Genomic DNA, 26,342 nt, shown 5'->3' with positions numbered 1-26,342 from the left:
GGTGCCGGACCCGTCGGAGAGGAAGACGAACTGTGGACACGACGAAACGCGGCCTCCGGATCAGGCCGGCAGCCGCGTTCGCCGCGGTGATCGGCGTGGGTGCGGCGGCGTGGCTGCTCGCGGCGGGACGGCTGCCGGGCGCGGATCTCACACTCGCCGAGCTGCGGAGTTTGCCGCCGATCTACGAGGTGCTGTATCACCGCGCCGACCAGCAGGCCCTGTTGCGGCGTGCCGAGGATCAGATGGTGACCGAGTGCATGGCCAGGGCCGGGCACACCTACCGCGCCGGCCCGGCCGCCACCGCCGAAGGTGACGCGCTCGGACCACGGCCGTTCGGCATCGAGGAGACGGCCGACCTCGGGGACGGAGGACCGGCGCTGTCCGAGCCCAGCACGCCGGCCGCGCCCGGCTTCGCGATGGCGCTCGACGGCGATCAGGCCACGCGGTTGCGCGTGACCGGCGAGAGCCTTGAGATCACCATCCCGACGACCGGCTGCCGGGCCGAGGCGGAGGTGCGGCTCGCGGGCGCGAACCGCGTACCGCTGCAGGAGGCCCGGGTGGCACTGTTCGACGCGGAACGCGAGTCGCTGGACCGGCTGGAGACCGACGGGGAGTACGCCGGGCTGCGCGCCGAGTGGGCCGAGTGCATGAAGGGCGCGGGGATCGACGCCGCCGACCCCGCGGCGCTGCCGGTGTCCGGGCCCGATCCGGCCGCCGACCCTGGCGTGCGCGCCGACCTGCGCTGCAAGGCGGACACCGACTTCCTCGACCGGGCCTACCGGCGGATGGCCGAGCTGCAGGAGGACGTGCTCGCGGAGACGCCGGGCCTGCTCGGCCGGTGGCGGGACATGCGCGCCGATCAGGTCGCGGAGGCGCGCACGATCCTCTCGGGGTGACTATCGTCGGCGCTTCTTGGGGCGGCGGGCCGAGACCGCGTGCGGCCGGGAGGCGAGGCGACGGCCGCCGTAGGTCTCGGCCAGCGCGCGGTGCTCCGGGTCGTCCGTGCGGGCGGCGAGCGCGCGCAGCTCCGCGACCGCCGCCTCCGGGCGGTGGTCGCGCCAGCGGGTGAGCAGCGGGCCGGCGATCGTCGGCGTGTCCGCGGCCAGTGCCACCACCACCTCGGCGGTCTCGTCGAGCACGTCGTCGACGGTGGGCACGTCGATGCCCATGCCGCGCAGGTGCCGCTGGAACAGCGCGGTGCCGAACGGCGTCAGCGACGTGCGGGCCGGGTCGTGCCGGATCGCGCCGAGCAGGTCCAGCTGGGTGAGCAGGAGCTGCACGTCGCGGGCCGCCGCGTCCTCCGGGCCGGGCCCGGCGCCGGCGAAGTCATCGGCCAGGTGGCCCACGATCTCCTCCAGTTCGTCGTACTCGATCGGCCGCTGCGCCAGGTACATCGCCATCAGCAGCGCGAACGTGAAGTCGTCGGCGCGGTACGGCACGATCGACTCCCGGTCGTCGGGCGGGCACACGGCGCGGCCGATCAGGTGGAACGCCTCGAACGCGCGGTGGGCGGCGGCGACGCGGTCCGTGACCAGCTTCGCGGCGGCCTTGACCGGCACCAGCCGGCCCTTGACCACGCGGACGAACCGGGCCTCCCGCGCCCACGCCAGGACCAGCGCGGCCTCGTACGCCCCGTCGTCGCTCGCCGGGTCGATCAGCGCGCTCACCTCGGCCGCGTCGTCCGGCGTGAGCGCGCCGCCGCGGGTCAGCTCGCGGCCCTCGCCCACCCACTCGGTGAAGCGCAGCAGCCGGGTCAGCGCGATCGACTCCGCGGCCGCGTCGGCGACCTCGCCCGCGGTCGGCGGGTCGATCGGCGGCAGCGCGGGCGGCGTCTCGTCCTCCTCGGTCAGCTGGTTCTCCACAACCCGGTCCAGCACGGTCTGGTCGTAGGGGACCTTGCCGGCCTGCACGTCCGCGATGAACGCGCTCATCGCGTCCTGGTCGTCGAGGTTGATGCCGGCGTCCAGCATGCGCATCGACCAGAACTTGGCCGGGCCGTACCGGGTCTCGTCCGCCATCGCGGCGTCGAACGCGGCGGCCAGCCCGTTCAGCACGGCGTGCAGCACGTCCGCGTCCGCGCACTTCGCGTCCGCCAGGTCCGCGTCGAACAGGAAGTCCACGAACGCGTGCATCGTGGGGATCGTGTCCGACCACTCCCGGGTGGTGACGCCGCGCGGGAAGTACTCGAGCAGCGCGTACCGCAGGTCGTCCGGCTGCCACCGGCACAGCCGGCCGTCGCCGACGCTCCAGCGCTGCTCGATCAGGACCTCGGCCATGAACGGGTCGACGTCCCGCCCCGCGCGGCGCGCCCACCGAGTGAACGCGTCGACCAGGCGGTCGCGGGCCGGATAGAAGTCGTCCTCGGGTGCGTCGGTCCAGACCATGCGCATGGTGCAGAACCGTACCGGGCGGGGATGAACTCACACCCCGAGGCGGTCGAGAATCGCGGCGCAGCTCTCCACCACGATCGCGGCGGCGCGGCGCTGGCGGCGGTCGGCGGTGCCGCCCTCGGCCAGCACCTGCCAGCGCAGCAGCGCCTCGTCGCAGCGGCGGCGCATGGCGGGCGCGCCGGTCGGCTCGTCCAGGCCGAGGCGGGAGGGGATGTCGGTGCCGTCGCCGCCGGCCAGCCGGTGCGCCTCCGCCTCCAGCTCGGCGGTGAACCGCACCGGCAGCTCCGGCAGGGCCGCGACCAGCCGCATCTCGCGGAACTCGGTCGCCTCGGCGAGGATTCGGCCGAGCCGGGCGCGCAGCGCGTCCGTGCGCGGCGTCCACTGCCCGTCCAGCGCGGACTCGATGGCCAGCAGCGTGGCGCGGGCCTTCAGCGCCTCGGTGCGCGCGACCAGCCCACGGTTGATCGTGTCGCGCAGCTCCGTGATGCCGCTGCGGCGCGCGAGTTCACCCGCGAGAGTGAGCCGGGTGTCGTGGCCGGTACGCACCAGCACGGTCGCCAGCCGGACGCCGGGCAGCCCGAGCCGGTGCAGCAGATCCGGAGGCAGGCCCGCGCGCAGGTAGCGGTCCGTGCTCAGCAGCGCGCCGTCGGTGTCCGTGCGGGGGAGCGCGGCCAGGTGCGCGATCGTCTCGAAGTCCGCGTCGGTGAGCGTGCGGGCGGTGGCGGCGGCCAGCCCGCCGAGCGCGTGCACGCGCAGGCAGACGTCGCGCACGGCCGGGTCGCGGCCGTGCCGGCGGGCGATCTGCCGCGCGGTGACGAACGCGTCCGTACGCCCGCCGTTGACCTCGTCGGCCCGGGACAGCACCAGCACGGTCGCGATCGGTGTGGCCCGCGCGACCGCGCTCTGCTGCGGCGCGCGCAGCGGCGTCAGGTCGGCGGGCCGGGCCGCCGGCGTCAGGTGCAGCACCGCGTCCGCGTCGTCCAGGCTCGCGCCCTCCGCGGGCGTGTCCAGCAGCGTCATCTGGCGCAGCGCCCGGCTCGGCCAGTGGATCACCAGGTCGCCGTCGATCTGGCCGGTGCGCGGCCCGTCCGGCGTGACCGTGAGCGGCAGCTCGAAGGGCTCACCGTCCCGCGGGTACGCGGTCGCGCGCGGCCCGGAGCCGTCCTGATACCAGACCGTGCAATTGTCGCCGGGCGCCGCGACCGGCGCGACCCGGTCCCCGACCAGCGCGTTGACCAGCGTTGACTTGCCGGCCCCGGCCCGGCCGGCGACCGCGACCCGCAGCGGCTCGGTCCACCGGTGCCGCTGGTGCCGCAGCGTCACGACCCGGGGGTACGCGGCTAGCGTGTCGTCGAGCAGGGCCTGGACCGTGCCGGCGAGGCTCATGCGATCTTGAGTAGGGGCTGTGCGATGTCGCCGAGTTGCTGGGCCTGGCGGTAGAGGCCGGCCAGCTCGCGGAGGCTGAGCTCGATCTCCCGCTGGCGGCGCTCGGTCTCGGCCACGTCCGCGTCGGCGGCGAGTTTCGCGGTGCGCACGGAGTGCACGATCGCGTCCTGCAAGCGGTCCGTCAAGTCCAGGAAGTGATCGCGCAGCAGCCGGTGCGCCTGCCGGACCGTGTCCTTGCCCTCCTTGCTGACCAGCAGGAAGAAGTCGTCGACGTAGCGCTGGGTGCGGGTGCGCGCGGCGGCCTGCCGGCGCTTGAGCAGCGTCTTGCTCTCGTCGTGCACGGTCTTGCCGCCGAGGATCGCGCCCGCGCCGACCGAGACGGGGTTGATCAGCGGCATGCCGGCGAGGCTGGTCGCCAGGCCCACCATCAGGATCCCGCCGTACGAGCCGCGCAGCCCGGTCAGCGCCTTCTGCGTGATGGTGAACTTCTCCACGCCGGGCTGCTCGATGTCCGGCACCAGCCGGTCCAGGTCGTCCGGCACGTGCATGCGCCAGGTCGGCAGCGCGTCCTGGCCGTACTCGCCGAAGTGCGCCGCGACCCGGTGCGAGATCCACTCGCACTGCGCGATCAGCCAGCCGAAGTTCGCCTCCGCGGCCTCCTTCAGCTCGCGGTCCAGCCACGCGGCGAACTCGTCCCACGCGGTCAGCGGGTCCGCGGTCTCGAACGCGGCGTCGACCTTGCGCAGGATCTGCCGGGTTCGGTCGCGCAGGTCGTACTCCACGTTGGACACCAGATCGGCGATGTCGTCGTTGAGCGTGTTCTGCCAGCGGACCTGCCGGCGGCGCACGTCGTCCAGCGCGCGCTGCGCCTCGGTGAGCCGGGCCATCGCCTGCGACGGCGCGGAGCCGGAGGTGAGCCGGGCCCGCAACGGCGTCGCGACCTGCTCCAGCGCGGCGCGGGTGGCCTGTGCGGCCGCGGTCCGGGCCAGCCCCTGGCTCTTGGCCGCCACGTCCCGGCTGAGCCGGCCGATCAGCTCCGGGAATCCGGACTCCGCGTTCAGCTCGGCGTCGCCGGTGCGGGCGGCCTGCAGGCGCAGCACCGCGGACACCGGGATCACCGCGGCGGAGAGCCCGGCCGCGGCGAGCCGCTGCCGGTTGCGGTCCGCGACCGCGCGCCAGTCCGCGGCCAGGTCGGTCTTGGTCAGAGCGACGAGCACGTTGGGTACGGTCGACGCCGCCTCGCGCAGCAGGTCCAGCTCCGCGACGCTCAGCTCCGCGGTCGCGGCGGACACGAGCACCACGGTGTCGGCCGGCGGATGGTCGCCGAGACCGCCGAGCCGCGCGCGCCAGTCCTTGCCCGGCACGGCCGCGCTCGCCGGCGTGTCCACCAGCGTCATGCCGCCGGCCAGCAGCGCGCGCGGCACGCCGATCTCCGCGCGCAGCGCCTCCCGGCCGCGGATGTGCGGCGCCGCCTCGGCCACGGTGAGCGCGGTCCGGGCGGTCTTGCGCACCAGCAGCGCGCCGGGCTGCTCCGCGTGCCGGACCACGGTCGGGGTGCCGGTCGTGCCGGCGTCACCGACCGGGCAGACCGGCGCGTTGATCAGTGCGTTGATGAGCTGGCTCTTGCCCTGGCCGGGCTCGCCGAGCACCACCACCCACAGCGCGGGGTCGAGCAGTTGGGCGCGCCGGGCCCGCAGCGTCGCGGCGAGGTCCGTGCGGCCGTGCACCAGGCACGCCTGCACCGCCGCGTCGAGGACGTCCACCCACATCGGCATCGCGACTGAGCCGAGACCGCCCATGCGCGCTCCTTTCACCGGCTGTTCCGCGCCCCCACGCCTGCCGCGCGGCACCGGAGTCCGGGGCCGCGCGGCAGGCGTGGTGATCGAGCCTCTTCAACCTGGCTGGCAATCCTAGCCCGGCTGAAAAAAGCTCATTAGAACAGAATGTCGGTGACGCCCGACAGATCCGGTCCGTGCTGCTCGGCACCACCGGAGAGCGTGTTGCCCACCGTGCCGGTGACCGTGCTGGTGACGTCGTGCAGGCCGCTGCCGGCGGCGGTGCCGGTCAGGCCGTCGACGGTCGAGGTGACGCCGTCGAGCGTGTGGTCCAGGCCGGTGCCCCCGGTCAGGCCGTCGGTGAGGCCGGTGACGCCGGTGGTCACGCCGCCGACCGTGCCGGTCACGCCGTGCAGCGAGGTGCCCACGGTGTCCAGGCCCAGGCCGACCGTGCCGAACACGGTGCCGCCGAGGCCGGCCACCGTGCCGTCCAGCTCGCCGACCGTGCCGCCGACGCCGGTCACCGTGGAGCCGAGGCCCGCGGTGTCCGCCACGTCGTAGACCGTGCCGGCGACCTCGTTGACCGGCGAGGTGACCACGCCGGTCACGTCCGCGTCCAGCGTGGCGGACAGGTCGCTCTCCGCGCCGAGCTCCAGCGGCACCTCCACCGTCGCGTCCGCGGCCACGTCCAGGCCGAGGCCGGAGAGCGCGCCGACGCCGACCTCGACGCCGTTGTGGTCGATCGCCAGGCCGGCCGCGGCGGCGGTGCTGCCCAGGTCGCCGGAGGCGTGCGTGCCGGCCGACAGGTGCGCGGTCACCGACTGCAGCTGCGCCACCGCGGTCGCGGACACGGTGGCGCCCGCCTCCGCCTCCACCGCCGCGGTCGGCAGCGCCAGGCCGGCCAGGCCGGGCACGGCCACGTAGTCGACCACCAGCGGCACGACGTCCTGCACGTCCGCCGGCGTGATGTCGCCCAGGCCGGCCGCGCACAGGGCCGCCTCCGGGTCCAGCTCGAACACCGTCCGCGCCTGCGGGTCGGTGATCAGGTTCAGCACGAAGTCGTGCAGCGTCGAAGTCATTGGGGGAGCCTCTCAGTGATACGCGGTGGTCGGCAGCGGCTGCCGAGAACGAAGCTAGTGCCGTGCGGTACCCGGAACATCGGGGACGAGACCGGGTTCCGTACCGGACCCCTGGGGGACCCCGGGGGTGGGGGATGGGGGATTAGGGGCTCCGGGCGCCGCCGATTTTGTGGGGTCCGTCCCCTGGACGCTCTCTGGTACGAACTATGCAGCTCGCCGATCATCGTGAGCCGCGGCGGCAGCCATCCCGCTGCGGCTCCGGCGGGCCCGAGCCCACCGTGGGCACGGCCGGACTCCGTCTGCCTGGCCGGCCGTGCGAGCGTGTGCCCACGCGCCTCCACGGAGGGCTCCCTCTCCCGGGTAGGGGTGCTCGAGAGGGGACACACGAGGGATGGGGCGGGCGCCCGAGGTCCTACGGGCGCCCGCTCGCGATGACGAGGAGGGGGCGGCATGGCGTACGTGCTCGGCATCGACATCGGCGGCACGCACGTCACGGCCGCCATCGGCCGCCTCGTCGACGGCAGCTGGAAACGCCCGGCCCCGGTCCGCCTCCGCGGCGACTCCGACGAGGCGCCCGCGGTCCTGCACGTCGACCCGGACGGCTCGCTCCAGGTCGGCGACCCGGCCGAGCGCGGACCGGTGCTGCGCCCCGGCGTGGTCGCCCGCGAGTTCGCCGGCCGGATCGGCGCGGACGCGCCCGTGCTGCTGCGCGGCGAACGCTGGTCCCCGCAGACGCTCACCGCGATCGTGGCCCGCCGCGTCACAGACCTGATCCACGGCCGCGAGGGCGAGCCGCCGGTCCGCGTCGTGCTGGCGCACCCGGCCACGTTCACCGCGCACCACATCGCCGCGCTGCGCGCCGCGCTCGCCGACGTCGCGCTCGCCGCCGAGCCGCTGCCCGAACCGGTCCTCGCGGCCGAGGGGCACGCGGCCCGCGGCGGCACCGGCGGGCGCGCGCTCGCCGTGCTCGCGGCCGGCGGCACCGGCTACGAGGCCTCGGTCGTGACCCGGACCAACCCGATCACCTACGCGGTACGCGCCACCCGCACCGGTGCGGAACAGCTCGGCGGCGCCGACCTGGACGAGGCGCTCGCCCACCACGCGGCCGAGCAGCTCCGGCGCGAGACCGGCCCGCTGGACCCGGCGGACGAGCGCCACCTGCGCATCCTGCACGAGCTGCGCGCCGAGTGCCGGTACACGCGGGAGCAGCTCAGCCACGCCGACGAGGCCGAGATCATCCTGCCGCTGCACCCCGGCGAGGCCCGGCTCACCGTCACCCGCGCGACGTTCGAGGAACTCGCCCGGCCGCTGCTCGACCACCCGGCCGCCACGCTGGCCCGGGTGGTGGAGGCGGCCGGCGTACCCCCGCACCACCTCGCCGGCGTGCTGCTCACCGGCGGCCTCGCGCAGACACCGCTGCTCGCCGAGCTGGTCGCCGGCCACCTGCCCGGCGTCACGCTGCTCCCGCCGGGCGGCAGCACGCTGGTCGCCGAGGGCGCCGCCGCGGTCGCGGCCCAGCTCGCGGCCGGGCTGCACGACGCGCCACCGGACACCGGCCGGCGCGACAACGCGGTCTGGGAGCCGGAGCCGGGCCAGGAGCCGTCCGTGCTGCCCGCCCCGGCGACCGGCACCCGCGGCCAACTGCCCGACGCGCCGCCCCGGCCGCCCGTGAAGATCAGCACGCCGGAGCTGCCCGGCCGTCGCCGGATCCGCCGGGCACAGGGGATGAACGCGAGCGCGACCGCTCTCGTACTCGCCATAGGGGCGCTCGCGCCCGTCACACCGATCGGTTGAGGAGAACGGTGACGATCCGCACCATGACACCGTCCTGGCTGGTGCTCGACGAACAGGTCGCGCGGATCTGCGACGACCTCGCGGCCGTGCCCACCGGCCCGCTGCGCCTCTGCCTCCAGGCGCCCGGCGGGTACGGCAAGACCGCGCTGCTCTCCTACCTGGCCGGGCTGCTCCGCGAGCACGACGTACCGGTGCTGGACGCCTGGACCGACCCGCTCGGCGACGCCGCCGGCGACGACGGCGAGAACACGGTGCTGATCGTGGACGACGCCCACCTGCTCGACGAGGGCCGTCTGGCCGCGCTGCACCCGCTGATCGGCGGCCGTCGCCGGCTCGTCCTCGCGTACCGCCCCTGGCCGCGCCCGGCCGGCCTGGCCTCGCTCACCACGATCCTGCGCCGGGAACGCCCGCCCGTGCTGCTCGGCCCGTTCACGCCGGACCAGACCGCGCGCGCCGTGCACGCCTGGACCGGCGACGCGCCCGCGCCCGGCCTGGCCGCCCGCGTGCACCGGCTCAGCGGCGGCGTCCCGGGCATCGCGCACCGGATCACCGCGGTGCTCGCGGCCGGGCCGGATCTCACCGACACGTCGCTGCTCCAGTTCCGTGCGGACCTCGACCACCTCGACCCGGACGTCCGGCGCCTGCTGCTGGCCACCGCGGCCGGCGGCGCGCTCCCCATCGACGTGCTCGCCGAGCTGCTCGACCGCGAGCCGGCCCGGATCGACGAGCTGCTGGAGGCCGCGCGCGCCACCGGGCTGCTCGGGCTGGACGACACGCTGGTCCCGGCCGCCCGGCAGGCCGTCGCCGCGCTCGGGCCGGTCGCGCACCGCGCCGACCTGTGGCAGCGGCTCGCCGCGCTCCAACTGGCCCGCGGCGACGGCACGCTCACGGTCGCCCGCTCGCTGCTCGACGCCGGCATCGGCGGCAGCGGCCTCGCGCCCGCGTTCCAGGCCGGCGCGGAGGAGGCGCTGATCGCCGCGCCCCAGGTGGCGGCGCGGCTGTTCGCGGCGGCGGCTGCCAGCGGCGCGCCCACCGGCGCCCGGCACGCGCTCGCCACCGCGCTCGGCGGCGACCTGGACACCGCGCTGCGCCTGGCCGACCGGCTCGTCGGCGCGCCCGGCACCGGCCCCACGGCCGAGACCGACCGGGCCGCCGGCGCCGCGGTCGCCGCCGCGGTGCTCGCGCACCGCGGCCAGCTGGCGCACAGCGCGGAGCGGTACCGCTGGTCGCGTACCCCCACGTCGCGGTCGTTCGCCGCGCTCGCGGCGCAGGTCACCGGCGTCTCGCCGGACGCGGCCGCGCCGGACGCCGTGGACGGGCCGCCCACGCTGCTCACCAACGCGGCCGCGATGATGGCCGACGGCATCCGGGAGAGCATCGGCGGTACGCCCGCGGCCGCGCTCGCCACGCTCGTGCAGGCCGCCGCGCTGCTGGAGCCGGCCGGTCCCGCGGTCCTGCTCCCGGACAGCCCGGCCGCGCTGGCCGCGCTGGTCGCGTTGCACGACGGCGAGTTGGACGCGGCCGACGCGGTGCTCGACCGCGCGGTCACGGCCGGCATGGGCTCGGTGCTGATGGCCCGCCGCCACCGGCTGCTGGCCGGCTGGATCCGGATGTTCCGCGGCGACACCGCGGCCGCGCACGAACTGCTCGCCGCGGCCACCACCGGCGGCGCGCCGATCCAGCTGCGCGACGGGCTGTTCGCCACCGCGCTGCAGATCGGCCTGGCCCGGCGCACCGGCGACCTGCCCGAGATGCACCGCGGCTGGGCGGCCGCCCGGGAGACCGTGCTGCGCCACCCGGTCGACCTGCTCACGCTGCTGCCGCTGGGCGAGCTGACGGTGGCCGGCGCCCGGCTCGGGGAGCGCGCGGCGCTGGACGTACCGGTGCGGCAGGCTCTTGATCTTCTGGACCGGCTCGGGCGCCCGCCGCTGTGGCACGCCACGCTGCACTGGTACCTGCTCCAGGCCGCCGTGGTCGGCGAGGACGCGGCCACCGCGGCCGTGCACGCGGACGCGCTCGCAGCGGACGCGGGCGCCACCGCGCACACCGCTGTGCTCGCGGCCGCGGCCACCAGCTGGTGCCGCCTGCTGGCCGGCGACATCGACCCGGACCAGGTCGTCCGGCACGCCCGCGACCTGGCCCGCACCGGGCTCTCCTGGGACGCGGCCCGGCTCGCCGGCCAGGCCGCCGCCCGCACCGCCGACCGCCGCGCCATGGTCACGCTGCTCGACACCGCGCGCCTGCTCCAGGGACGGGTGCCGGGCCCGCGCGCCGAGGGCGCGTCCGAGCCCACGCCGACCGGCCAGCTCTCCGCCCGCGAGCAGGAGGTCGCGGAGTTGCTGCTGGCCGGGCTCACCTACAAGGAGATCGGCGACCGGCTCTTCATCACCCCCAAGACCGTCGAACACCACGTCGCCCGCATGCGCGCCCGCCTCGGCGCGCCCAACCGCGCGGAGCTGCTGGCCCGGCTGCGCGCCACCACCACCGGGAAGGCGCCGGCATGAAGAACCTCAGCCCCGGACCCGCGCTCGCGCTGGTCGTCCTGATCCCCACCGGCGCCGGCCTGCTCGCGTACGCCGCCGGCAACGCCGCCGCCCGCGCGGGCTCCGGCGCGGCGCCGTTCTCGCTCCAGATCGTGTTCGCCGCCGTCCTCGGCGTGCTGGTGCTCGCGGCCACCGCCGTGATCGTCTGGCTGGCCCGCCAGGTCCGGGCGGCCGCCGCCTACGCGGAGGACCTCGCCGCGGTACGCGTCCCCGAGCTGACCCGCCGCGTCCGGGCCGGCGAGCCGGTCGACCCCGCCACCGCGCTGCCGCCCCCGGTCGACGGGCCGTTCGCGGAGCTCGGCGAGGCGCTGCACGCGCTCGCCTGCCACGCGGTCGACGCGGTCACCGCGGAGACGATCAGCCGCGATGCCCAGCAGCTCGCGCTGCGCGTCGGCCGGGACAACCAGACGCTGCTGCACCGGCAGCTGACCATGCTGGACGAGGTGGAGAGCCGGCAGACCGACCCGGACGAACTTGCCCGGCTGTTCACCATCGACCACCTCGCCGCCCGCATGCGCCGCAACGTGGAGAAGCACCTCACGCTCTCCGGGAGCACGCCGGCCCGCCGCTGGCGCAAGCCGGTGCCGATGCTGGACGTGCTGCGCGCCGCCGCCGCGGAGGCCACCGACTATCACCGGGTGGACGTGGCCCCGGTCAGCGGGCCGGTGCTGCTCGGCCGGGCGCTGATCGACGTCACCCACCTGCTGGCCGAACTGATCGACAACGCGCTCGAGGCCGCGCCCGGCCAGCAGGTCCGCGTGGTCTGCACGCCGATCGGCGGCGAGGTGCTGATCACGGTCCGCGACGTCGGGCCGGCCATCGACCCGGGTGCGCTGGCCGCGGCGAACGAGCTGCTCCGCGCGCCCGCGACCGCCACCGAGCAGCAGCGCGGGCACGGGCTGCACGTGGCGTCCCGGCTCGCCCAGCGGCGTGGCATCACGGTCACGTTGCAGACCAGCCCGCAGGGCAGCACCGCCACCGTACTGATCCCCGGCGACCTGCTCACGGTTCCGTCGCCACCTACCGAACCCGCCGCGGCCGGTGCCGGGCCGGCCCGGTCCGGCCACGTGGTCGGCTCCGGCCCGTCCCGGCCCCGGCGAGGCGTCGATGTCATCCGGTGAGGAGGCCTGGTACGACGACGCCGCCGGCCCGGTGGTGCGCCCCTACGCGGTCACCCGCGGGCGCACCCGCCCGGCCCGCGACCTCGACCTGGTCACCCTCATGATCACCACCGGCAAGGGCGCGCGGGTCCGCCGCACGCTCCCGCCGGAACAGCGCGAGATTCTGCGCCTCTGCCACAGCCCCCACTCCGTCGCCGAGGCCGCCGCCAACGCCGGCCTGCCGCTCGGCACCGCCCGCGTCCTCCTCGGCGACCTGGTCGGCGCCGGCCTGGTCGCCGCCTGGGAACCACCCACCGCCGCGCCCACCGAGAAGCTGCTGCGCCGCGTGCTGGTCGGGCTGCGCGCGCTCTAGAAAGAGACGTTCCAGCAAGCCGGGTCAGCAGTGGAATTCGTGCCGCCGGCACACCGCTCATCCCGATCGCACCGCGAGCCGGTGTGATCACCTTTAGCGTGTCGGCATTCGCCGATCATGACGCCTCAATACCGCCGGATGCCGGCGGCCTCGTCCGATCGGCGCGTCGGTGCGGCCGGCGATGACGGGCCGGGCCCGGCCACCCTGGGCGAGGTGGCCGGGCCCGTTCACAGGGGGAAGAATGCTCAGTGCTTCTTGATCCAGGCCTTCTTGCCGACGACGCTGAGCGCCTTGCACTCGGTGACCTCGGTGTTGCTCAGGATGTTCGAGAGCACGTTGACGTCGATGCTGCAGAGGGTGGCCGCGACCGGCACGGCGACGTTCTCGGCGACGGTGACCTCGTTGCCGGTCAGCACGTCCTCGACCACCACGTTCACCAGGGGGCCACTGTCGCCCGCCGAGGCCGGCCCGGCGAGGGACAGCCCGCCGAACGTCGCCACACCGGCGAGAGCGAAACCAGCGACAACCTTGGAGATACGACGCATGTTCATTTCCTCCACTGATAGAAGAATGTATGTCTGGGGGATTTGGTGCGCTTGCGGCCGCAGCGTCTCAATACCCGTGCCGCAGTCCTCTAATCGCATTTAATTGCAATGTCGGATGGCAATCGGAGCTATTGACTCGACCATGGTAATGGTATCCAATAATCGCATTCATCTCTGGTGTGAATACAATTCGGAACAGTGTGCCGGGACCGGCCCGCGCCGGGCCGGGCGAATCGCCGGGGGCGGCGCCGACCGTACCCGCCGGAAGATCGTCATACTGTCGCCGTGAAGACGGCGGTGTTCGATGCGGCAGCGGCACGGGTTGCGGAGGACCGGGGTGACTTCGCCACGGCGATCGCGCTGGTCGGGCCGTTCGGCGAGTGTTTCAGCGACGACCTCGACCGGCACGAGGCGCACCTCTGGCACGTGGACCTGCTCGGCCGCGCCGGGCGCCTCGCCGAGCTGGAGGAGCTGAGCCGCACCGACGAGCACGCGCGCCGCTGCCTGAACCGGCTGCTCTACCGCAAGGGCCGCGCCACCGCGCTGCGCCGCCGCGCGCTGGGCGGCGACCGGCTCGCGTTCTACCTGCTGGTCGGCCTGCACCACGCGCGCGGCCGGCACGCGGAGGCGCGCCGCGCCATCATGGAGATCGACCCCACCGGCCGGTACGCGATAGAGGCCGCGTCCTCGTTCACGGCGCCCGGCCGGTAGCGGCCGCCCACTCCTCCGCGGCCACGATCACCGGGTCCTTGAGATCGGTGTAGCCGCCCAGGTCGCCGACGGCCGCGGCCCGGCCCAGCCGGCCGCGAGGCAGTGCCGTCAGGGTACCGTCGCGGCGCGCGCCGGCACCGGGCACAATCGGCGTCATGGTCCACACTCACCACGCGATCGACTACGTCGAGTTCATCGTCACCGACCTGGAGCGGTCGAAGCGGTTCTACGCCGACGCGTTCGGCTGGCGGTTCAACGATTACGGTCCCGCGTACGCCGGCATCCGCGGCCCGCACGACGACGCCCCCGAGGCCGGCGGCATCCGCACCGACGGCGAGGTGCGCCGAGGCGGCCCGCTGGTCCTGCTCTACTCCTCGGACCTGAACGCCAGCGTCGACGCGGTCCGCGCGGCCGGCGGCTCCGTCGTCGAGGGCCCCTACGAGTTCCCCGGCGGCCGGCGCTTCCACTTCACCGACCCCAGCGGCAACGAGCTCGGCGTCTGGTCCGAGCGCTGACCGTGCGCCTCGCCGTGCTCGGCCCGCCCGGCTCCGGCGTCGCGGATACCTCCGCGACGCCGGCACGGTCGCGCTGAAACTGGCCATCTATCGTGAGGCCATGGCGCCGATCCTGGACCACTGCCGGCGGGCCGGCGTGCCGCGCGCGATCGACGCGGAGATCCTGCCGTGAGCGATGACGTGGATCTGGCCATGGTCACGGTCACCGTCGCGCCGGGTCGGCAGCTCGACGTGCTCACGCTGATCGCGGCGTGGCGGGCGCAGGTGGCGCGATTCGAGGCCGATCTGCTGGCGCCGTCCGGTGGCCGCCCGGCGCGGGGCGCCCGCGACTACGTCGCCGCGCTGTACTTCCGCGACTGGATCGCCCAGGCGAGCGCCGTGCTCCCCACCGGCCCGCGCCACCGCCTCGACCGCGCCGTCGCCGACCTCGACGCCCGCTTCCTCGCCCTCACCGAGCCCGACATCGACGGCCTCGTCGACCGCGCCACCGACGACCCCGACTCGACCCGCGATTGGTGGTGGCACCGCATCCCGCGCACCGGCCCCGTTCGCGACGACTTCCGCCGGCACTACCGCGCTGTCGTCTGACCCGGGCGAGCCTCACCGAGTCCCGGATGCCGCGGCTAACCTGATCACATCGGATAGCCGGGGAGGTCGCACGTGCAGTCGCGCGAGGGTAAGCCGTGGTTGCTCGACGAGTACGTGGTAGTCGGTGATCTCTGGCTTCGCCGTGGACGCGCGGTGGGCACCGGTACGGCTGAGGTGCGTGAGATCGCGGCGTTGCTCGGTCGTACGCCGGCGTCGATCAGCCGACGGATCGGAAATTTCAAGGGTACGGACGAGCCCGGAACCGGTCTCAAGCCCATCACAGGTGAGGCCCTGCGGCTATGGGAGAGCATTCGCCACGATCCCGACCTCCTCGCGACGCGACTCGACGAGGCTCGCCGACGGTTGGGCCTGTTGTCCCGAGGCGTGCAAGACGTTGAAGGCGGGAGTGTGCGCATCGTTCCGCCTGAGGTGCCCAGCACCGAAACCGTCGAGGTCGCCGCGCACGACGGAGAACGTCGGGCCAGACAGTTGGAGGCGGTTCTCCGGGAGCAATTCCGTCAGTGGCGGGACCCTCGCGGGCAACGGCTGAGTGGCATCGAGATCGACGTCTCCGATGGCAAGCTCCGCGTCGATCTGTTCGATGAGTTCACGAACGTGTTGATCGAGGTGAAGGCCCGTGCCGACCGGAATCATCTCCGACTCGCGGTCGGGCAGCTATACGACTATCGCCGCTATCTCGCGTTTCCCGTTGATCTCGCCGTGCTCGTCCCGACACATCCCTCGGCCGACCTGATGAAGCTACTCGAAGCTGCGGATATCGGCGCCATCTGGCCTGAGGGACACACCTTCGCGGATTCGGAGGACGGACGTCTACTCCGTACCCCTTGATGACGCGCCGCGCGAGCCGCCGCTGGATCGATTCGTCGGGGCCGCGAGGGAAACCGCCGCTCGCCGTGAGGGTGACGAGCGGCGGGCCCGGGTTACGCGCCGGTGTAGAGGACCGCGTCGATCTCGATCTGGAAGCCCTCCAGCGGGACCGGCAGCGTGGTGCGGGCCGGGAGGTTGTCGGTGCCGAGGAACTCGGTGTAGATCTCGTTCATCTTCGGGAAGTCGGCGAAGTCGCGCAGGTATACGCCGACCCGGACGGCCTGGGAGAGGGACGCGCCGGCGGCCTCGGCGACGGCGGCCAGGTTGGTGAAGGCGAGGCGGGCGGCGGCCTCGAAGTCGTCGCGGATCCAGGTGCCGTCGGGGTGGACCGGGCAGGCGCCGGCCAGATAGACGAAGTCGCCGGCGACGACGGCCTGGGAGTACGGGCCGCCGGGCGGGGCGGCCTGGTCGGTCGCGATGATCTTCTTGGGCATGGGTGCGGAACCTTTCTATGCGTGCGGGAAGCGGGGGAACTGCTCGGTCAGGCCGTCCGCGCCGACCAGCGGATCGCGCAGCAGCGATCGGAGCGCGGCCGTGCGGTCGTGCAGCGCCTGCCGCTGTGCGGGGGTCAGCGGAATCCAGGACGGTGGCGGCTCCGGCAGCCGGGCGGGAAGCAGCCGGCCGCCGACGTAGGTGGCCTCGTTGACCAGCCGCCGCGCGGCGGTCCGGCGCTGCTGGTGCGCGTCGACCACCTCGAACGGGCCCTCGCGCAGGGTGAACACCGCGAGGTCCGCGGGCGCGCCGACGGCCAGCGTGCCGGTGGGCAGGCCGAGCACCTGCGCGGGCCGTACGGTGGCGCGCGCGATCACGTCGGGCAGCGGCATGCCGAGCGCGAGCATCTTCGTCAGCGTGGTCGGCAGGTCGAAGACCGGGCCGTAGAGGCTGCGCGCGTGCAGGTCGGAGCTGAGCGTGTGGGGCACGAGGCCGGCGTCGAGCTGCGCGTCGAGCACGTCGAAGGCGAGCCCGCCGGACCCGTGGCCGAGATCGAAGAGCACGCCGCGGCGGTACGCCTCGACGAGCGCCGGATGGGTGAGCGTGGACCCGGCCGCGATCGCGCTCGCGCAGTGCGTCACCAGGTCGCCCGGGCGCAGCAGCGCCAGCACGTCGTCCAGCGCCGGCGGCGTCGTTCCGATGTGGACCATCAGCGGCACGCCGGTCTCCGCGGCCACGGTGAGGCCGCGGCGCAGCGGCTCCAGGCCGTTGCCGCCGACCGTGTCCCGGTCCATCCGCACCTTGACGCCACGCACCAGCTCGCGGTGGGCGGTGATGGTGGCGATCGCCAGGTCCACGTCGCAGTGCGCGAGGTCGCGGGCCTCGCCGGTGCGCCCGGCCAGCCCGACCGCGGAGATGTTGAGCAGCGACGCGATCCGCACCCGGCTGCGCGCCGCCGCCTCGCGGAACGCGCCCAGCGTGAACGCGCCCGCGGAGCCCGCGTCCACCCACGTGGTCACGCCGGTGTACCAGGCGACCGGGTCCGGGTCGATGCCCCAGTAGCCGCCGCCCGCGTGCACGTGCGTGTGCAGGTCGACCAGGCCGGGCGTGACGATCTTTCCGCGCACGTCGACCACCTCGCGCGCGGTGGACGGGTCCAGGCGCGGTGCGACGGCGGCGATCCGGCCGTCCCGCACGCCCACGTCGAACGTACCGACGTGATCGCCGCCGACGTCGACGACGTGACCGCCGGTGAGGGCCAGGTCGAGGATCACGGCGCGGCCACCGCGGAGGTGATCGCCAGCCGGTAGAGCCGGGTGGGCCGGCCCTTGCGGCTCACCTGCGCGCTGCCCTCGTCCACGACCAGCCCGCGCTCGCTCAGTTTGCGGATCAGCCGGCGCCCGCTCGGGTCGGTGATGCCCAACGACGCGGCCAGTTCGCCCGGGGACACCGCGCGCCCGGCCAGCCCGCGCTCGATCGCGGCCAGCCGGGACAGCGTGCCCGCGCTCAGCCCGACCTCCGCGGCCAGGTCCTCCAGGCCGGCGTCGTGCGAGCGGTAGGTGAACGTCAGTGCGGTGCCGCCGGCGCCCATCGGGCCGATGACCAGTCCGGAGTCCTCGATCAGGTACGCGCCGGGGGCCGGCTCGGACTCGGCCCGCGCGGCGGCGCGCTCGGCCAGCGCCACGCAGGTGCGGGCGGACGCGCCGATGCCGAAGCCGGCCACCACCCGTACCCCCAGAGTCTCCTGGGCTCTGGACAGCACGTCCAGGTCGACCCAGCGGTGGGTGACCGCCTCGAACAGCGCGCGGTGCGCGAAGACGACGACGCCTCGCCGGTCCCGGTTCTCGATCCAGCAGTCGGCGAACTCGGGCGTGTTGAGCAGCAGGTTCATCAGGCCTATTCGGGCGCGGTCCGGGTCGGGGGAGTTCGGCGCGACCAGGAACACGCCGGCCGCGAACCGCAGCTCGTCGGCCTGCTTGGACTTCACGCGCAGCGCGAGCTGGTGCAGTTCCGCGCGGATGGTGGCGATCTCCGGCTGCGCGCTGAGCACGGTAGCGCCCTCGACGCCGGCCGCGACCACGCCGGTGCGCACGCTGATCACCAGCGGCGCGGCGGCGCGGCGGTGGAACGCGACGATCTCCTCCACGGTCTGCGCCTCGTCGAACGGCAGGCCGGTGATCTGCCCGCGGTCCAGGCCGAGCGCGTCCGCGACCTCGTCGATGGTCTCCTGGCCGAACGTGTCCACGCTGACCGGCGTGGCCGGGATGCCGGCGGCCAGCGCGCGCCCCCAGGCGAGCGCCAGGTCGAGCGGCGCGGAGCGGGTGACCGCGACCGGCAGGCTGTTCGGGATCACCTCGCGGGCCCGGGCGTACGGGACCGGGCCGAGCAGCAGGCCGTCGACGTGCGTGCGGCGCAGCAGTTCGCCGACGCGTGGGCGGATCTCCGACTCGTGCTCGTATGTGATCCACTCCAGCGTGGCGCCGGTCAGCGTGCGGGCGGCCGCGTCGAACCGGGCCCGGTGACTCGCGTGAATCACGAGTCCGATGACCATCGCCACGGGGCCGCCCCTCACCTACGATCAGAACCGATATTCGAGCAGGTTCGTAAATAGTGCGCTAAAGCTCGACTAAGAGTGGGGCCTCGGCCCGCCCGGGTCAAGCCCGTCCTGCGAGAAGGGTGTCACAATGAGCACGATCGACTGGCGTACCAAGGGTTTCTTCAACCCGGGTCCGCCGATCACCGACGAGGACTTCATCGCGGCCGGGCACACGCTCTTCGACGGCTCCTTCACGTACCCGGTGATGTTCGCCCGGCAGCCCGCGCTCGACGCCAACGTGGCGACCATGGCCGCGTTCTGCGCCCGGCGCGGCCTGGAGATCGCGCCGCACATCAAGACCCACATGAGCCCCACGCTGGTCCGGGCCCAGCTCGACGCCGGCGCCTGGGCGGTCACCGTCGCCACCGCGAACCAGGCGCTGGCCGCGCACGCGATGGGCGCGCCCCGCATCCTGGTCGCGAACCAGGTGATGGACCCGGTCGCGCTGCGCTGGGCGGCCGAGCACGACGTGATGATCACGATCGACTCGGTGACCGGCGCGGAGATCGCCGGCGCGGCCTCGGCCGGCACGCTGCCGGTGCTGGTGGAACTGGGCCACGACAACGGCCGCACCGGCGCCCGCACCGTGCGGGAACTGGTGCGGACCGCCGAGGCGGTCCAGGCGCGCCCGGGCCTGCGGCTGGCCGGCGTCACCGGGTACGAGGGCGGCCTGTCCGGCGCGGAGGCGGTGGCCGCGTTCCTGGACCGGCTGCGCGAGGCCGCGCACGCGGTGGCCCCGCTGATCGACGGCGACATCGTGGTCTCCGCGGGCGGCAGCGCCTGGTTCGACGTGGTCGCCGACCGTCTTCAGGGCCAGTGGATCCCCGGCCGCACCATCGTCGGGCTGCTGCGCTCCGGCGCCTACGTGACCCACGACGACGGCATCTACCGGGAGCGCGACCCGTTCGGCCGGCTGGCCGGCGAGGGCGCGCTGACCGCCGCGCTGGGCGTCTGGGCGCTGGTGCTCTCCACGCCGGAGCCCGGGCTCGCGCTGGTCGGCATGGGCAAGCGCGAGGTCCCCTACGACGAGGGCCTGCCCGAGCCGCAGCGGGTGCGCGGCGCCGACGGTGCCGAGCGCGAGATCACCGGCGCGCGCGTGACCAAGGTGAACGACCACCACGCCTACGTGGCCACCGGCGGCGCCCACCTCGTCCCCGGTGAGCTGGTGCTGTTCGGGATCTCGCACCCGTGCACCGCGTTCGACAAGTGGCGCGCGATCCCCGTTGTCGATCATGACGGGCGGGTTTCCGGCGTGCTGCGGCCTCATTTGTGACCTCCGAGGGTCTTGACGTGCTGAACCGCCCGGTCCCACGCTATGTGCCACGCGTCAACGAACCATTTACGAACCAGGCACGGAATATTCTCCCGACGGAGGCCCGATGAAGAAGCGGATAGCGGGCGTCGCCCTCGCCGCGGCGCTGCTGACCGGCTGCGCCCCCTCCACCAACTCGCCGGCGTCGTCCGGCGCCGACGAGAAGACCGGCACGCTGCGCGTCTGGCTCTTCGACGAGCCGAACCGCGCCCCCAAGGAGGCGGTGATCAAGGCCGCGATCGACGAGTTCCAGGCCGCGCACTCCGGCGTCACCGTGGACGTGCAGTACATCGCGGTCGAGACGCGCGGCGAGCGCTTCAAGGGCGCGTTCAACGACCCGGCCAGCGCCCCCGACGTGGTCGAGTTCGGCAACACCGACATCGCCGAGTACGTGGCGGCCGGCGGCCTCGCGGACGTGACCGCCGACATCGACGGCTGGTCCGAGGGCGCCGACCTCGGCTCCGACCTGCGCGCCAGCGTCACGGTCGACGGCAAACTCTACGGCCTGCCCTGGTGGGTCGGCGTGCGCGCGCTCTACTACCGCACCGACGTCTTCACCGAACTGGGCCTGAAGCCGCCGGCGACGATGGCGGAGCTGACCAGCACCGCCCGGACCATCCGGGAGAAGAAGCCGGAGCTGTTCGGCATCGCGGTCGGCGGCAAGTACACGTTCGGCGCGCTGCCGTTCGTGTGGGCCAACGGCGGCGACATCACGGCGCTGAACTCGGCGCAGTCCCGGGCCGGCGTCACCGCGTACACCGACCTGCTCAAGGACGACAACTGCCCGCCGCAGCAGTGCGCGGACCTGACCGGCGGCAAGACCGTCGAGCTGTTCGCGGGCGGCAAGGCCGGCATGGCGATCCTCGGCAACTTCAACCGCGCCGCGGTCGAGGCCGGCGCGGCCAAGGGCAAGTACGCGGTCGTGCCGCTGCCGGGCGTCCAGGCCGGCACCGTCGCGCCCGCGTTCGCCGGCGGCAACAACCTCGGCATCATGAAGAACACCCAGCGCCGTACGCTCGCCGCCGACTTCCTGAAGCTGCTCGGCAGCAGGACGTACCAGCTCAAGATGTACGAGGCGATGGGCAACCTGCCGACGCTCACGGCCGCGCGCACCGAGCTGGCCGCGTCCGACCCGTCGCTCAAGCCGTACCTGGACACGATCGCGGCCGGCACGAAGTTCGTCCCGGTCGACCCGGGCTGGGGCGCGATCGACAGCCAGGCCGTCATCCCCACCATGCTGCAGAACATCGCGACCGGGCGAGCCACCGTGGACGCCGCCACCGACGAGGCCGCCGCCGCGGTGAGCGCGGCCCTGGAGAAGTGACAGCGATCGACGCGGGCCCGGCCGTCGCCGGCCGGGCCCGCACCCGCAAGGGGCGGCAGCTCGCGCCGCTGTGGATGCTGCTGCCCGCGGCCGCGGTGCTGGTGCCGCTGTTCGTCTACCCGATCTACCAGCTCGGCCTGCTCTCCGTGCTGGACTTCCGGCAGGCACAGGTCAGCGGCGGCCAGCCGACCCGGTTCGTCGGCCTGGACAACTACGCGGAGCTGATGTCCGCGCCGAAGTTCTGGTCCGTGCTGTGGGCCACCGTGCTGTTCGCGGCCGGCTGCGTGGTGGTCACGCTGGCGGTCGGCGCCGCGCTCGCGGTGCTGCTCACCAAGGTCAGCCGGTGGGCCGGGTACGCACTGTCGCTCGCCGCGATGGCCGCGTGGGCCGCGCCCGCGATGACCGGCTCCACGGTCTGGATGTTCCTCTTCGACACCAACCTGGGCCTGGTGAACCGGGTGCTCGGCTGGGAGGGGCACAACTGGACGTACCAGCGGTTCTCCGCGTTCGCGCTGGTCGGCGCGGTCGTGGTGTGGCACTCGTTCCCGTTCGTGATGGTCACCCTCTACGCCGGGATCAAGGCGCTGCCGGAGCAGGTGCTGGAGGCCGCGCAGCTGGACGGCGCCGGGCCGTGGCGGTCGTTCTGGAGCGTCACCGTGCCGATGCTGCGCCCGGTCATCGCGATCGTGGTCATCCAGTCGATCATCTGGGACTTCAAGATCTTCACCCAGATCTACGTGATGACGAACGGCGGCGGCATCGCCGGGCAGAACCTGACCCTCAACGTGTACGCGTACCAGCAGGCCTTCGCCTCCTCGGAGTACGGCCTCGGTTCCGCGATCGGCGTGGTGATGATGCTGATCCTGCTCGCCGTCACGCTGGTCTATCTGCGCATGCTGCGCCGCTCCGGGGAGCCGCTGTGAGCCGTCGCCTGTTCCCGAACGCCGTCGCGCTGATCGTCGCGCTGGTCGTCGCGTTCCCGATCTACTGGATGGTGCTGTCCGCGCTGAAGCCGGCCGGCGAGATCCAGTCCGCGTCGCCCGTACCGTGGACGCTGCACCCGACGCTGTCGAGCTTCCAGCGGGTGCTGCAGGTCAACGACTTCGGCCGCTACTTCATCAACAGCCTGATCGTGGCGCTGGCCGTGGTCGCGCTGTCCGGGCTGGTGGCGTTCCTCGCCGCGGTGGCGCTGACCCGGTTCCGCTTCCGGTTCCGGACCACGCTGCTGGTGCTGTTCCTGATCGCCCAGATGGTGCCGATCGAGGCGCTCACCATCCCGCTGTTCTTCCTGGTGCGTGATCTGGGCGCGCTGAACACGCTGTTCTCGCTGATCCTGGTGCACTTCGCGTTCACGCTGCCGCTGGCGGTGTGGATGCTGCGCGGCTTCGTCGCCGCGATCCCGGACGAGATCGAGGAGGCCGCGCAACTGGACGGCGCGTCCCGCTGGCAGATCCTGTGGCGCATCCTGTTCCCGCTGGTCGCCCCCGGCCTCGCGGCGACCAGCGTGTTCTCGTTCATCACGGCCTGGAACGACTTCCTGTTCGCGCGCACGTTCATCATCAGCGCCACCGAGAACCAGACGCTGCCGATGGCGCTGCTGGTCTTCTTCAAGCCGGACGAGAACGACTGGGGCGGGATCATGGCGGCGTCGGTGCTGATGACCGTACCCGTGCTGATCTTCTTCCTGCTCGTCCAGCGGCGCCTGGTGTCCGGCCTGGCCGGGGCGGTGAAGGACTGATGATCCCGCGCCCGGTGTCGGTCGTCGCGTCCGGCGGCACGTTCACGCTGCATCCGGGCACGGTGCTGGACGCGCCGGCCCCGCTGCTGGCGGAGGCGGCCTGGCTGCGGGCCACGCTCGGGCCGCCGACCGGCTGCTTCCTCCCGCCGGGCACCGCGGACTCGGACGCCGTCGCGCTGCGCCTCGACGCCGCGCTGGGGCCGGAGGCGTACCGCGTGGTGGTCACGCCGTCCGCGGTCACCGTGACGGGCGGCGATCCGGCGGGCGTCCACTACGGACTCCAGACGCTGCGGCAACTGCTGCCACCGGCCGCGCTGCGCCGTGCGCCGGTGGCCGGCGGCCCGTGGACGCTGCCCGCCGTGGAGGTCGCGGACGGGCCGCGGTTCCGGTGGCGCGGCTGCATGCTCGACGTGGCGCGGCACTTCATGCCGGTCGCGGGTGTGCTGCGGCTGATCGACCTGCTCGCGCTGCACAAGCTCAACGTGCTGCACCTGCACCTGACCGACGACCAGGGCTGGCGGCTGGAGATCCCGGCCTATCCGCGCCTGACCACGGTCGGCGCGTGGCGCCCGCGCAGCATGCGCGGGTCACGCATCCACGACGAGTACGACGACCGGCCGCACGGCGGCTACTACACCGCGGACGACATTCGCGAGATCGTCGCCTACGCGGCGGCCCGGCACGTCACGGTGGTGCCCGAGATCGATCTGCCCGGCCACGTGCAGGCCGCGCTCGCGGCGTACCCCCGGCTCGGCAACGGTTCCTCGCCCGCGGTCCGCGAGGCGTGGGGCATCTCCGCGCACACGCTCAACGTGTCGGACGAGGCGGTGGACTTCTGCCGCACGGTCCTGCACACGGTCTGCGACCTGTTCCCGTCCCCGGTGATCGGCATCGGCGGCGACGAGTGTGACCGGGAGGAGTGGCGCACCAGCCCGGCCGCGGTGGAGCGGGCCCGCGCGCTCGGCATCGACCCGGACGACCTGCAGGCCTGGTTCGTCGCTCAGTTCGCGGCCGTGCTGGCGTCGCGTGGCCGCCGGCCGTACGGCTGGGACGAGATCCTGGAGGGCGGCGCGCCCGCGGGCGCGCTGATCGGGGCGTGGCGCGGGCCGGAGGCCGCCGCGTTCGCCGCGAACGCGGGCCACGACGTCGTCTCGTGCCCGGACATGAAGGTCTATCTGGACTACCGGCAGTCCGACGACCCGGCGGAACCCGCGCCGGTCGGCACCCGCCTCACGGTCGAGGACGTGTACGCCTTCGAGCCGGTGCCGCCCGGCGTGGCCGACCCGGCGCGGATCATCGGCGCGCAGGCCAACATCTGGACCGAGCACATGCCGGACGCCCGCGCGGTCGACTACATGGCCTTCCCGCGGCTGTGCGCGCTCGCCGAGGTGGTCTGGTCGGCGCCGGAACGCGACGGCGACGACTTCGCGCGCCGCCTGACCGGCCACTACCCGCGGCTGGACGCGCTCGGCGTGGAGTACCGCCGGCCGGAGGGGCCGCTGCCCTGGCAGTCCCGGCCGTCGGCGCGCGGCAACCCGCTCACCGACGACGAGCGCCGCGAGGTCATCGCGGGGCTCACCGCCCGCCTGCTCGGCCGCGCCTGACCGTCCTCACGCCCCGGCCGGGCAGGCCGGCGTGGCCTCGTCCAGTCGGGTCGTCACCTTGTCGCACAACGCCGCGAACGTGGCCAGTTCCTCCGCGGTCAGCGCGTCCACGAACCACGACCGGACGTGCGTCACGTGCATCGGCGCCGCCGCCTCGATCGCGGCCCGTCCCTCCGCGGTGATCACCACGTCCGAGTAGCGCAGGTCGTCCGGGCGGGTCTCGCGCGTGACGAAGCCGCGCTTCTCCATCCGGGTGAGGTGGTGGGACAGGCGGCTCTTCTCCCAGCAGGTGAGCTCCAGCAGGTCGGTGGAGCGCATGCGGCCGCCCGGCGCCTCGGTGAGGTGCACCAGCACCTCGTAGTCCGGGACCGACATGCCGCCCTCGGCCTGCATGTGCGCGGCGAGCTGGGCCATCAGCCGGCTCTGCATGGTGACGAACCGGCGCCAGTCGCGCTGCTCGTCGTCGGTCAGCCAGATGGTCACATTCCCATGGTACGCGTCACAGGTTGATGCGTCATCGATCGGGAAGCTTCGATGTGGCGATCTAGTTCAGGTGTCAATGGAAGGGCCGAAAGACAGTCGGCCCGCCTGAAGATGCGGAGACTCGTCATGAGCGAGAAGAAGATCATCGCGGTCGTCGGTGCCACCGGTGCGCAGGGCGGCGGGCTGGTCCGCGCGATCCTGGACGACCCCGACGGCGACTTCGCGGTGCGCGCGCTCACCCGCGACGCGACCTCACCGGCGGCACAGGAACTGGTCAAACTCGGGGCCGAGGTGATGCAGGCGGACAACGTCGATCCGGAGAGCCTGGCGGCGGCGTTCCGGGGTGCGTACGGCGCGTACCTGGTCACCAACTTCTGGGCGCACATGTCCGTGGTGCGCGAGCGGGAGGAGGCGGCGAACCTGGCGCGGGCGGCGAAGGAGGCCGGGCTCCGGCACGTCATCTGGTCGACGCTGGAGGACACCCGCGACCACCTCCCGGTGACGGACACCCGCATGCCCGTGCTCCAGGGCGGCTACCGGGTCCCGCACTTCGACGCGAAGGCGGAGGCGGACGGCGTCTTCACCGAACTGGGGGTGCCGACCACGTTCCTGCGTACGACGGCGTACTGGGACAACCTGGCCGGCTTCGGCTGGGAGCCGGTCCGGGACGCGGACGGCACGCTCGTGTTCAACCTGCCGCTGGGCGAGGCGCGGCTCGCGGGCATCGCGGCGGAGGACATCGGGCGGACGGCGTACGGCATCCTCAAGGCCGGGGACGCGTACGTCGGCCGGACCGTGCACATCGCGGGTGAGCACCTGACCGGCGAGGAGATCGCGGCGGCGCTGGGCCGGGTGCTCGGCGAGCCGGTCGCCTACCGGCCGCTGAGCCACGACGCGTACCGGCGGCTCGGATTCCCGGGGGCGGACGAGCTCGGCAACATGTTCCAGTACTACACGGAGGCGGCCGACTACTTCACCGGCGTGCGGGACCTCGACGAGGTCCGGCGGCTGAACCCGGCGCTGCAGACCTTCGAGACCTGGCTGGCGGCGAACGCGGACTCCATCCCACGGCACTGACCTGCTCGGCCGGGGCCCGGCGGTCCTCCGGAGCTGCCGGGCCCCGGCATCGACCGGGAGCACCTGCGCCACGTGACGTCCGTGCCCGC

The 26,342-nt window shown here is 73.9% G+C and carries 25 protein-coding genes; 15 read left to right on the top strand and 10 right to left on the bottom strand.

What is annotated here, in order from left to right:
• Positions 1-32: 32 nt before the first annotated feature.
• On the top strand, positions 33-896 hold the full coding sequence (locus J2S41_RS29210) for a hypothetical protein (RefSeq protein ID WP_310372403.1): 864 nt from the start codon (positions 33-35) through the stop codon (positions 894-896).
• On the opposite strand, the gene J2S41_RS29205 is transcribed toward J2S41_RS29210, so the two are convergent.
• The 4 genes from J2S41_RS29205 to J2S41_RS29190 form a co-directional block, all read right to left on the bottom strand.
• Positions 897-2,390: a hypothetical protein gene (locus tag J2S41_RS29205; RefSeq protein WP_310372401.1), complete on the bottom strand. Its 1,494-nt coding sequence runs from the start codon at positions 2,388-2,390 to the stop codon at positions 897-899.
• Positions 2,391-2,420: 30 nt separating this feature from the next.
• Positions 2,421-3,776: a GTPase gene (locus J2S41_RS29200; protein ID WP_310372399.1), complete on the bottom strand. Its 1,356-nt coding sequence runs from the start codon at positions 3,774-3,776 to the stop codon at positions 2,421-2,423.
• Positions 3,773-5,575 (bottom strand): dynamin family protein, encoded by a 1,803-nt coding sequence (locus J2S41_RS29195; RefSeq protein ID WP_310372397.1) that lies wholly within the window; start codon positions 5,573-5,575, stop codon positions 3,773-3,775. Before J2S41_RS29195 ends, J2S41_RS29200 begins: the two co-directional genes overlap by 4 nt.
• Before the next feature lie 134 nt (positions 5,576-5,709).
• Complete coding sequence (locus tag J2S41_RS29190; protein ID WP_310372396.1) at positions 5,710-6,630, bottom strand: IniB N-terminal domain-containing protein; 921 nt, start codon at positions 6,628-6,630, stop codon at positions 5,710-5,712.
• Between the two features lie 450 nt (positions 6,631-7,080).
• Here J2S41_RS29190 and J2S41_RS29185 point away from each other — a divergent pair, with 450 nt between their 5' ends.
• Genes J2S41_RS29185 through J2S41_RS29170 form a run of 4 tightly spaced genes read left to right on the top strand, consistent with a single transcriptional unit; the run spans position 7,081 to position 12,440 of the window.
• On the top strand, positions 7,081-8,424 hold the full coding sequence (locus tag J2S41_RS29185; RefSeq protein ID WP_310372394.1) for an Hsp70 family protein: 1,344 nt from the start codon (positions 7,081-7,083) through the stop codon (positions 8,422-8,424).
• A 23-nt stretch (positions 8,425-8,447) separates the two neighbouring features.
• Positions 8,448-10,928, top strand: coding sequence for a helix-turn-helix transcriptional regulator (locus J2S41_RS29180; protein WP_310372392.1), 2,481 nt, complete (start codon positions 8,448-8,450; stop codon positions 10,926-10,928).
• Positions 10,925-12,088, top strand: coding sequence for a sensor histidine kinase (locus J2S41_RS29175; RefSeq protein ID WP_310372390.1), 1,164 nt, complete (start codon positions 10,925-10,927; stop codon positions 12,086-12,088). The genes J2S41_RS29180 and J2S41_RS29175 overlap by 4 nt, the downstream gene beginning before the upstream one ends.
• Entirely contained in the window at positions 12,075-12,440 is a 366-nt protein-coding gene (locus tag J2S41_RS29170) for a DUF742 domain-containing protein (protein ID WP_310372388.1), read from the top strand. Before J2S41_RS29175 ends, J2S41_RS29170 begins: the two co-directional genes overlap by 14 nt.
• Positions 12,441-12,685: 245 nt before the next feature.
• On the opposite strand, the gene J2S41_RS29165 is transcribed toward J2S41_RS29170, so the two are convergent.
• Entirely contained in the window at positions 12,686-13,000 is a 315-nt protein-coding gene (locus J2S41_RS29165) for a hypothetical protein (protein ID WP_310372386.1), read from the bottom strand.
• Positions 13,001-13,270: 270 nt separating this feature from the next.
• On the opposite strand from J2S41_RS29165, the gene J2S41_RS29160 reads away from it, so the two are divergent.
• A complete protein-coding gene (locus J2S41_RS29160; RefSeq protein ID WP_310372384.1) occupies positions 13,271-13,696 on the top strand; it encodes a hypothetical protein in 426 nt (141 codons plus the stop codon).
• Here J2S41_RS29160 and J2S41_RS29155 read toward each other — a convergent pair.
• Positions 13,677-13,853, bottom strand: a complete 177-nt coding sequence (locus J2S41_RS29155) for a hypothetical protein (protein WP_310372382.1) — start codon at positions 13,851-13,853, stop codon at positions 13,677-13,679. The genes J2S41_RS29160 and J2S41_RS29155 overlap by 20 nt on opposite strands.
• Between J2S41_RS29155 and J2S41_RS29150 the strand changes: the two genes are divergently transcribed.
• The 3 genes from J2S41_RS29150 (at position 13,852) to J2S41_RS29140 (ending at position 15,648) form a co-directional block, all read left to right on the top strand.
• Positions 13,852-14,211, top strand: a complete 360-nt coding sequence (locus J2S41_RS29150; protein WP_310372381.1) for a VOC family protein — start codon at positions 13,852-13,854, stop codon at positions 14,209-14,211. The two genes, J2S41_RS29155 and J2S41_RS29150, sit on opposite strands and share 2 nt — an antisense overlap.
• 168 nt (positions 14,212-14,379) lie before the next feature.
• Positions 14,380-14,799 (top strand): hypothetical protein, encoded by a 420-nt coding sequence (locus tag J2S41_RS29145; protein ID WP_310372379.1) that lies wholly within the window; start codon positions 14,380-14,382, stop codon positions 14,797-14,799.
• A gap of 72 nt (positions 14,800-14,871) precedes the next feature.
• Complete coding sequence (locus J2S41_RS29140; protein WP_310372377.1) at positions 14,872-15,648, top strand: hypothetical protein; 777 nt, start codon at positions 14,872-14,874, stop codon at positions 15,646-15,648.
• A 92-nt stretch (positions 15,649-15,740) separates the two neighbouring features.
• On the opposite strand, the gene J2S41_RS29135 is transcribed toward J2S41_RS29140, so the two are convergent.
• From J2S41_RS29135 to J2S41_RS29125, 3 genes are read right to left on the bottom strand one after another with little or no spacing between them, the layout of a single operon-like run.
• Positions 15,741-16,121, bottom strand: a complete 381-nt coding sequence (locus J2S41_RS29135) for a RidA family protein (RefSeq protein ID WP_310372375.1) — start codon at positions 16,119-16,121, stop codon at positions 15,741-15,743.
• A 15-nt stretch (positions 16,122-16,136) separates the two neighbouring features.
• On the bottom strand, positions 16,137-17,393 hold the full coding sequence (locus J2S41_RS29130; RefSeq protein WP_310372373.1) for an amidohydrolase/deacetylase family metallohydrolase: 1,257 nt from the start codon (positions 17,391-17,393) through the stop codon (positions 16,137-16,139).
• Entirely contained in the window at positions 17,390-18,655 is a 1,266-nt protein-coding gene (locus tag J2S41_RS29125; protein ID WP_310372371.1) for a helix-turn-helix domain-containing protein, read from the bottom strand. The genes J2S41_RS29130 and J2S41_RS29125 overlap by 4 nt, the downstream gene beginning before the upstream one ends.
• A 148-nt stretch (positions 18,656-18,803) precedes the next feature.
• Between J2S41_RS29125 and J2S41_RS29120 the strand changes: the two genes are divergently transcribed.
• The 5 genes from J2S41_RS29120 (at position 18,804) to J2S41_RS29100 (ending at position 24,693) form a co-directional block, all read left to right on the top strand.
• Positions 18,804-19,988, top strand: coding sequence for an alanine racemase (locus J2S41_RS29120; protein ID WP_310372370.1), 1,185 nt, complete (start codon positions 18,804-18,806; stop codon positions 19,986-19,988).
• A 106-nt stretch (positions 19,989-20,094) separates the two neighbouring features.
• Positions 20,095-21,351 carry an extracellular solute-binding protein gene (locus J2S41_RS29115; protein WP_310372368.1) on the top strand — a complete coding sequence of 419 codons (1,257 nt, stop codon included), beginning with the start codon at positions 20,095-20,097 and terminating at the stop codon, positions 21,349-21,351.
• Positions 21,348-22,274 carry a carbohydrate ABC transporter permease gene (locus J2S41_RS29110; protein WP_310372366.1) on the top strand — a complete coding sequence of 309 codons (927 nt, stop codon included), beginning with the start codon at positions 21,348-21,350 and terminating at the stop codon, positions 22,272-22,274. The genes J2S41_RS29115 and J2S41_RS29110 overlap by 4 nt, the downstream gene beginning before the upstream one ends.
• A complete protein-coding gene (locus J2S41_RS29105) occupies positions 22,271-23,089 on the top strand; it encodes a carbohydrate ABC transporter permease (protein WP_310372364.1) in 819 nt (272 codons plus the stop codon). The genes J2S41_RS29110 and J2S41_RS29105 overlap by 4 nt, the downstream gene beginning before the upstream one ends.
• Entirely contained in the window at positions 23,089-24,693 is a 1,605-nt protein-coding gene (locus tag J2S41_RS29100) for a beta-N-acetylhexosaminidase (protein WP_310372363.1), read from the top strand. Before J2S41_RS29105 ends, J2S41_RS29100 begins: the two co-directional genes overlap by 1 nt.
• Positions 24,694-24,699: 6 nt before the next feature.
• Here J2S41_RS29100 and J2S41_RS29095 read toward each other — a convergent pair whose 3' ends face one another.
• On the bottom strand, positions 24,700-25,176 hold the full coding sequence (locus J2S41_RS29095) for a MarR family winged helix-turn-helix transcriptional regulator (RefSeq protein WP_310372361.1): 477 nt from the start codon (positions 25,174-25,176) through the stop codon (positions 24,700-24,702).
• 126 nt (positions 25,177-25,302) lie between these two features.
• Here J2S41_RS29095 and J2S41_RS29090 point away from each other — a divergent pair, with 126 nt between their 5' ends.
• Positions 25,303-26,253: an NmrA/HSCARG family protein gene (locus J2S41_RS29090; RefSeq protein ID WP_310372359.1), complete on the top strand. Its 951-nt coding sequence runs from the start codon at positions 25,303-25,305 to the stop codon at positions 26,251-26,253.
• The last annotated feature ends 89 nt before the right edge of the window (positions 26,254-26,342 follow it).

The organism is Catenuloplanes atrovinosus (assembly GCF_031458235.1).
In the GTDB taxonomy this organism is placed as follows: Bacteria; Actinomycetota; Actinomycetes; order Mycobacteriales; family Micromonosporaceae; genus Catenuloplanes; species Catenuloplanes atrovinosus.
This window is presented reverse-complemented; position numbering and strand designations above follow the sequence as displayed.

What these genes read in the sequence shown, in the direction of transcription:
- J2S41_RS29135 (WP_310372375.1), bottom strand. Translation starts at nt 16,121, where the DNA reads ATGCCCAAGAAGATCATCGCGACCGACCAGGCCGCCCCGCCCGGCGGC.
- J2S41_RS29175 (WP_310372390.1), top strand. Translation starts at nt 10,925, where the DNA reads ATGAAGAACCTCAGCCCCGGACCCGCGCTCGCGCTGGTCGTCCTGATC.
- J2S41_RS29120 (WP_310372370.1), top strand. Translation starts at nt 18,804, where the DNA reads ATGAGCACGATCGACTGGCGTACCAAGGGTTTCTTCAACCCGGGTCCG.
- J2S41_RS29090 (WP_310372359.1), top strand. Translation starts at nt 25,303, where the DNA reads ATGAGCGAGAAGAAGATCATCGCGGTCGTCGGTGCCACCGGTGCGCAG.
- J2S41_RS29200 (WP_310372399.1), bottom strand. Translation starts at nt 3,776, where the DNA reads ATGAGCCTCGCCGGCACGGTCCAGGCCCTGCTCGACGACACGCTAGCC.
- J2S41_RS29205 (WP_310372401.1), bottom strand. Translation starts at nt 2,390, where the DNA reads ATGCGCATGGTCTGGACCGACGCACCCGAGGACGACTTCTATCCGGCC.
- J2S41_RS29190 (WP_310372396.1), bottom strand. Translation starts at nt 6,630, where the DNA reads ATGACTTCGACGCTGCACGACTTCGTGCTGAACCTGATCACCGACCCG.
- J2S41_RS29195 (WP_310372397.1), bottom strand. Translation starts at nt 5,575, where the DNA reads ATGGGCGGTCTCGGCTCAGTCGCGATGCCGATGTGGGTGGACGTCCTC.
- J2S41_RS29150 (WP_310372381.1), top strand. Translation starts at nt 13,852, where the DNA reads ATGGTCCACACTCACCACGCGATCGACTACGTCGAGTTCATCGTCACC.
- J2S41_RS29180 (WP_310372392.1), top strand. Translation starts at nt 8,448, where the DNA reads ATGACACCGTCCTGGCTGGTGCTCGACGAACAGGTCGCGCGGATCTGC.
- J2S41_RS29115 (WP_310372368.1), top strand. Translation starts at nt 20,095, where the DNA reads ATGAAGAAGCGGATAGCGGGCGTCGCCCTCGCCGCGGCGCTGCTGACC.
- J2S41_RS29185 (WP_310372394.1), top strand. Translation starts at nt 7,081, where the DNA reads ATGGCGTACGTGCTCGGCATCGACATCGGCGGCACGCACGTCACGGCC.
- J2S41_RS29170 (WP_310372388.1), top strand. Translation starts at nt 12,075, where the DNA reads ATGTCATCCGGTGAGGAGGCCTGGTACGACGACGCCGCCGGCCCGGTG.
- J2S41_RS29155 (WP_310372382.1), bottom strand. Translation starts at nt 13,853, where the DNA reads ATGACGCCGATTGTGCCCGGTGCCGGCGCGCGCCGCGACGGTACCCTG.
- J2S41_RS29100 (WP_310372363.1), top strand. Translation starts at nt 23,089, where the DNA reads ATGATCCCGCGCCCGGTGTCGGTCGTCGCGTCCGGCGGCACGTTCACG.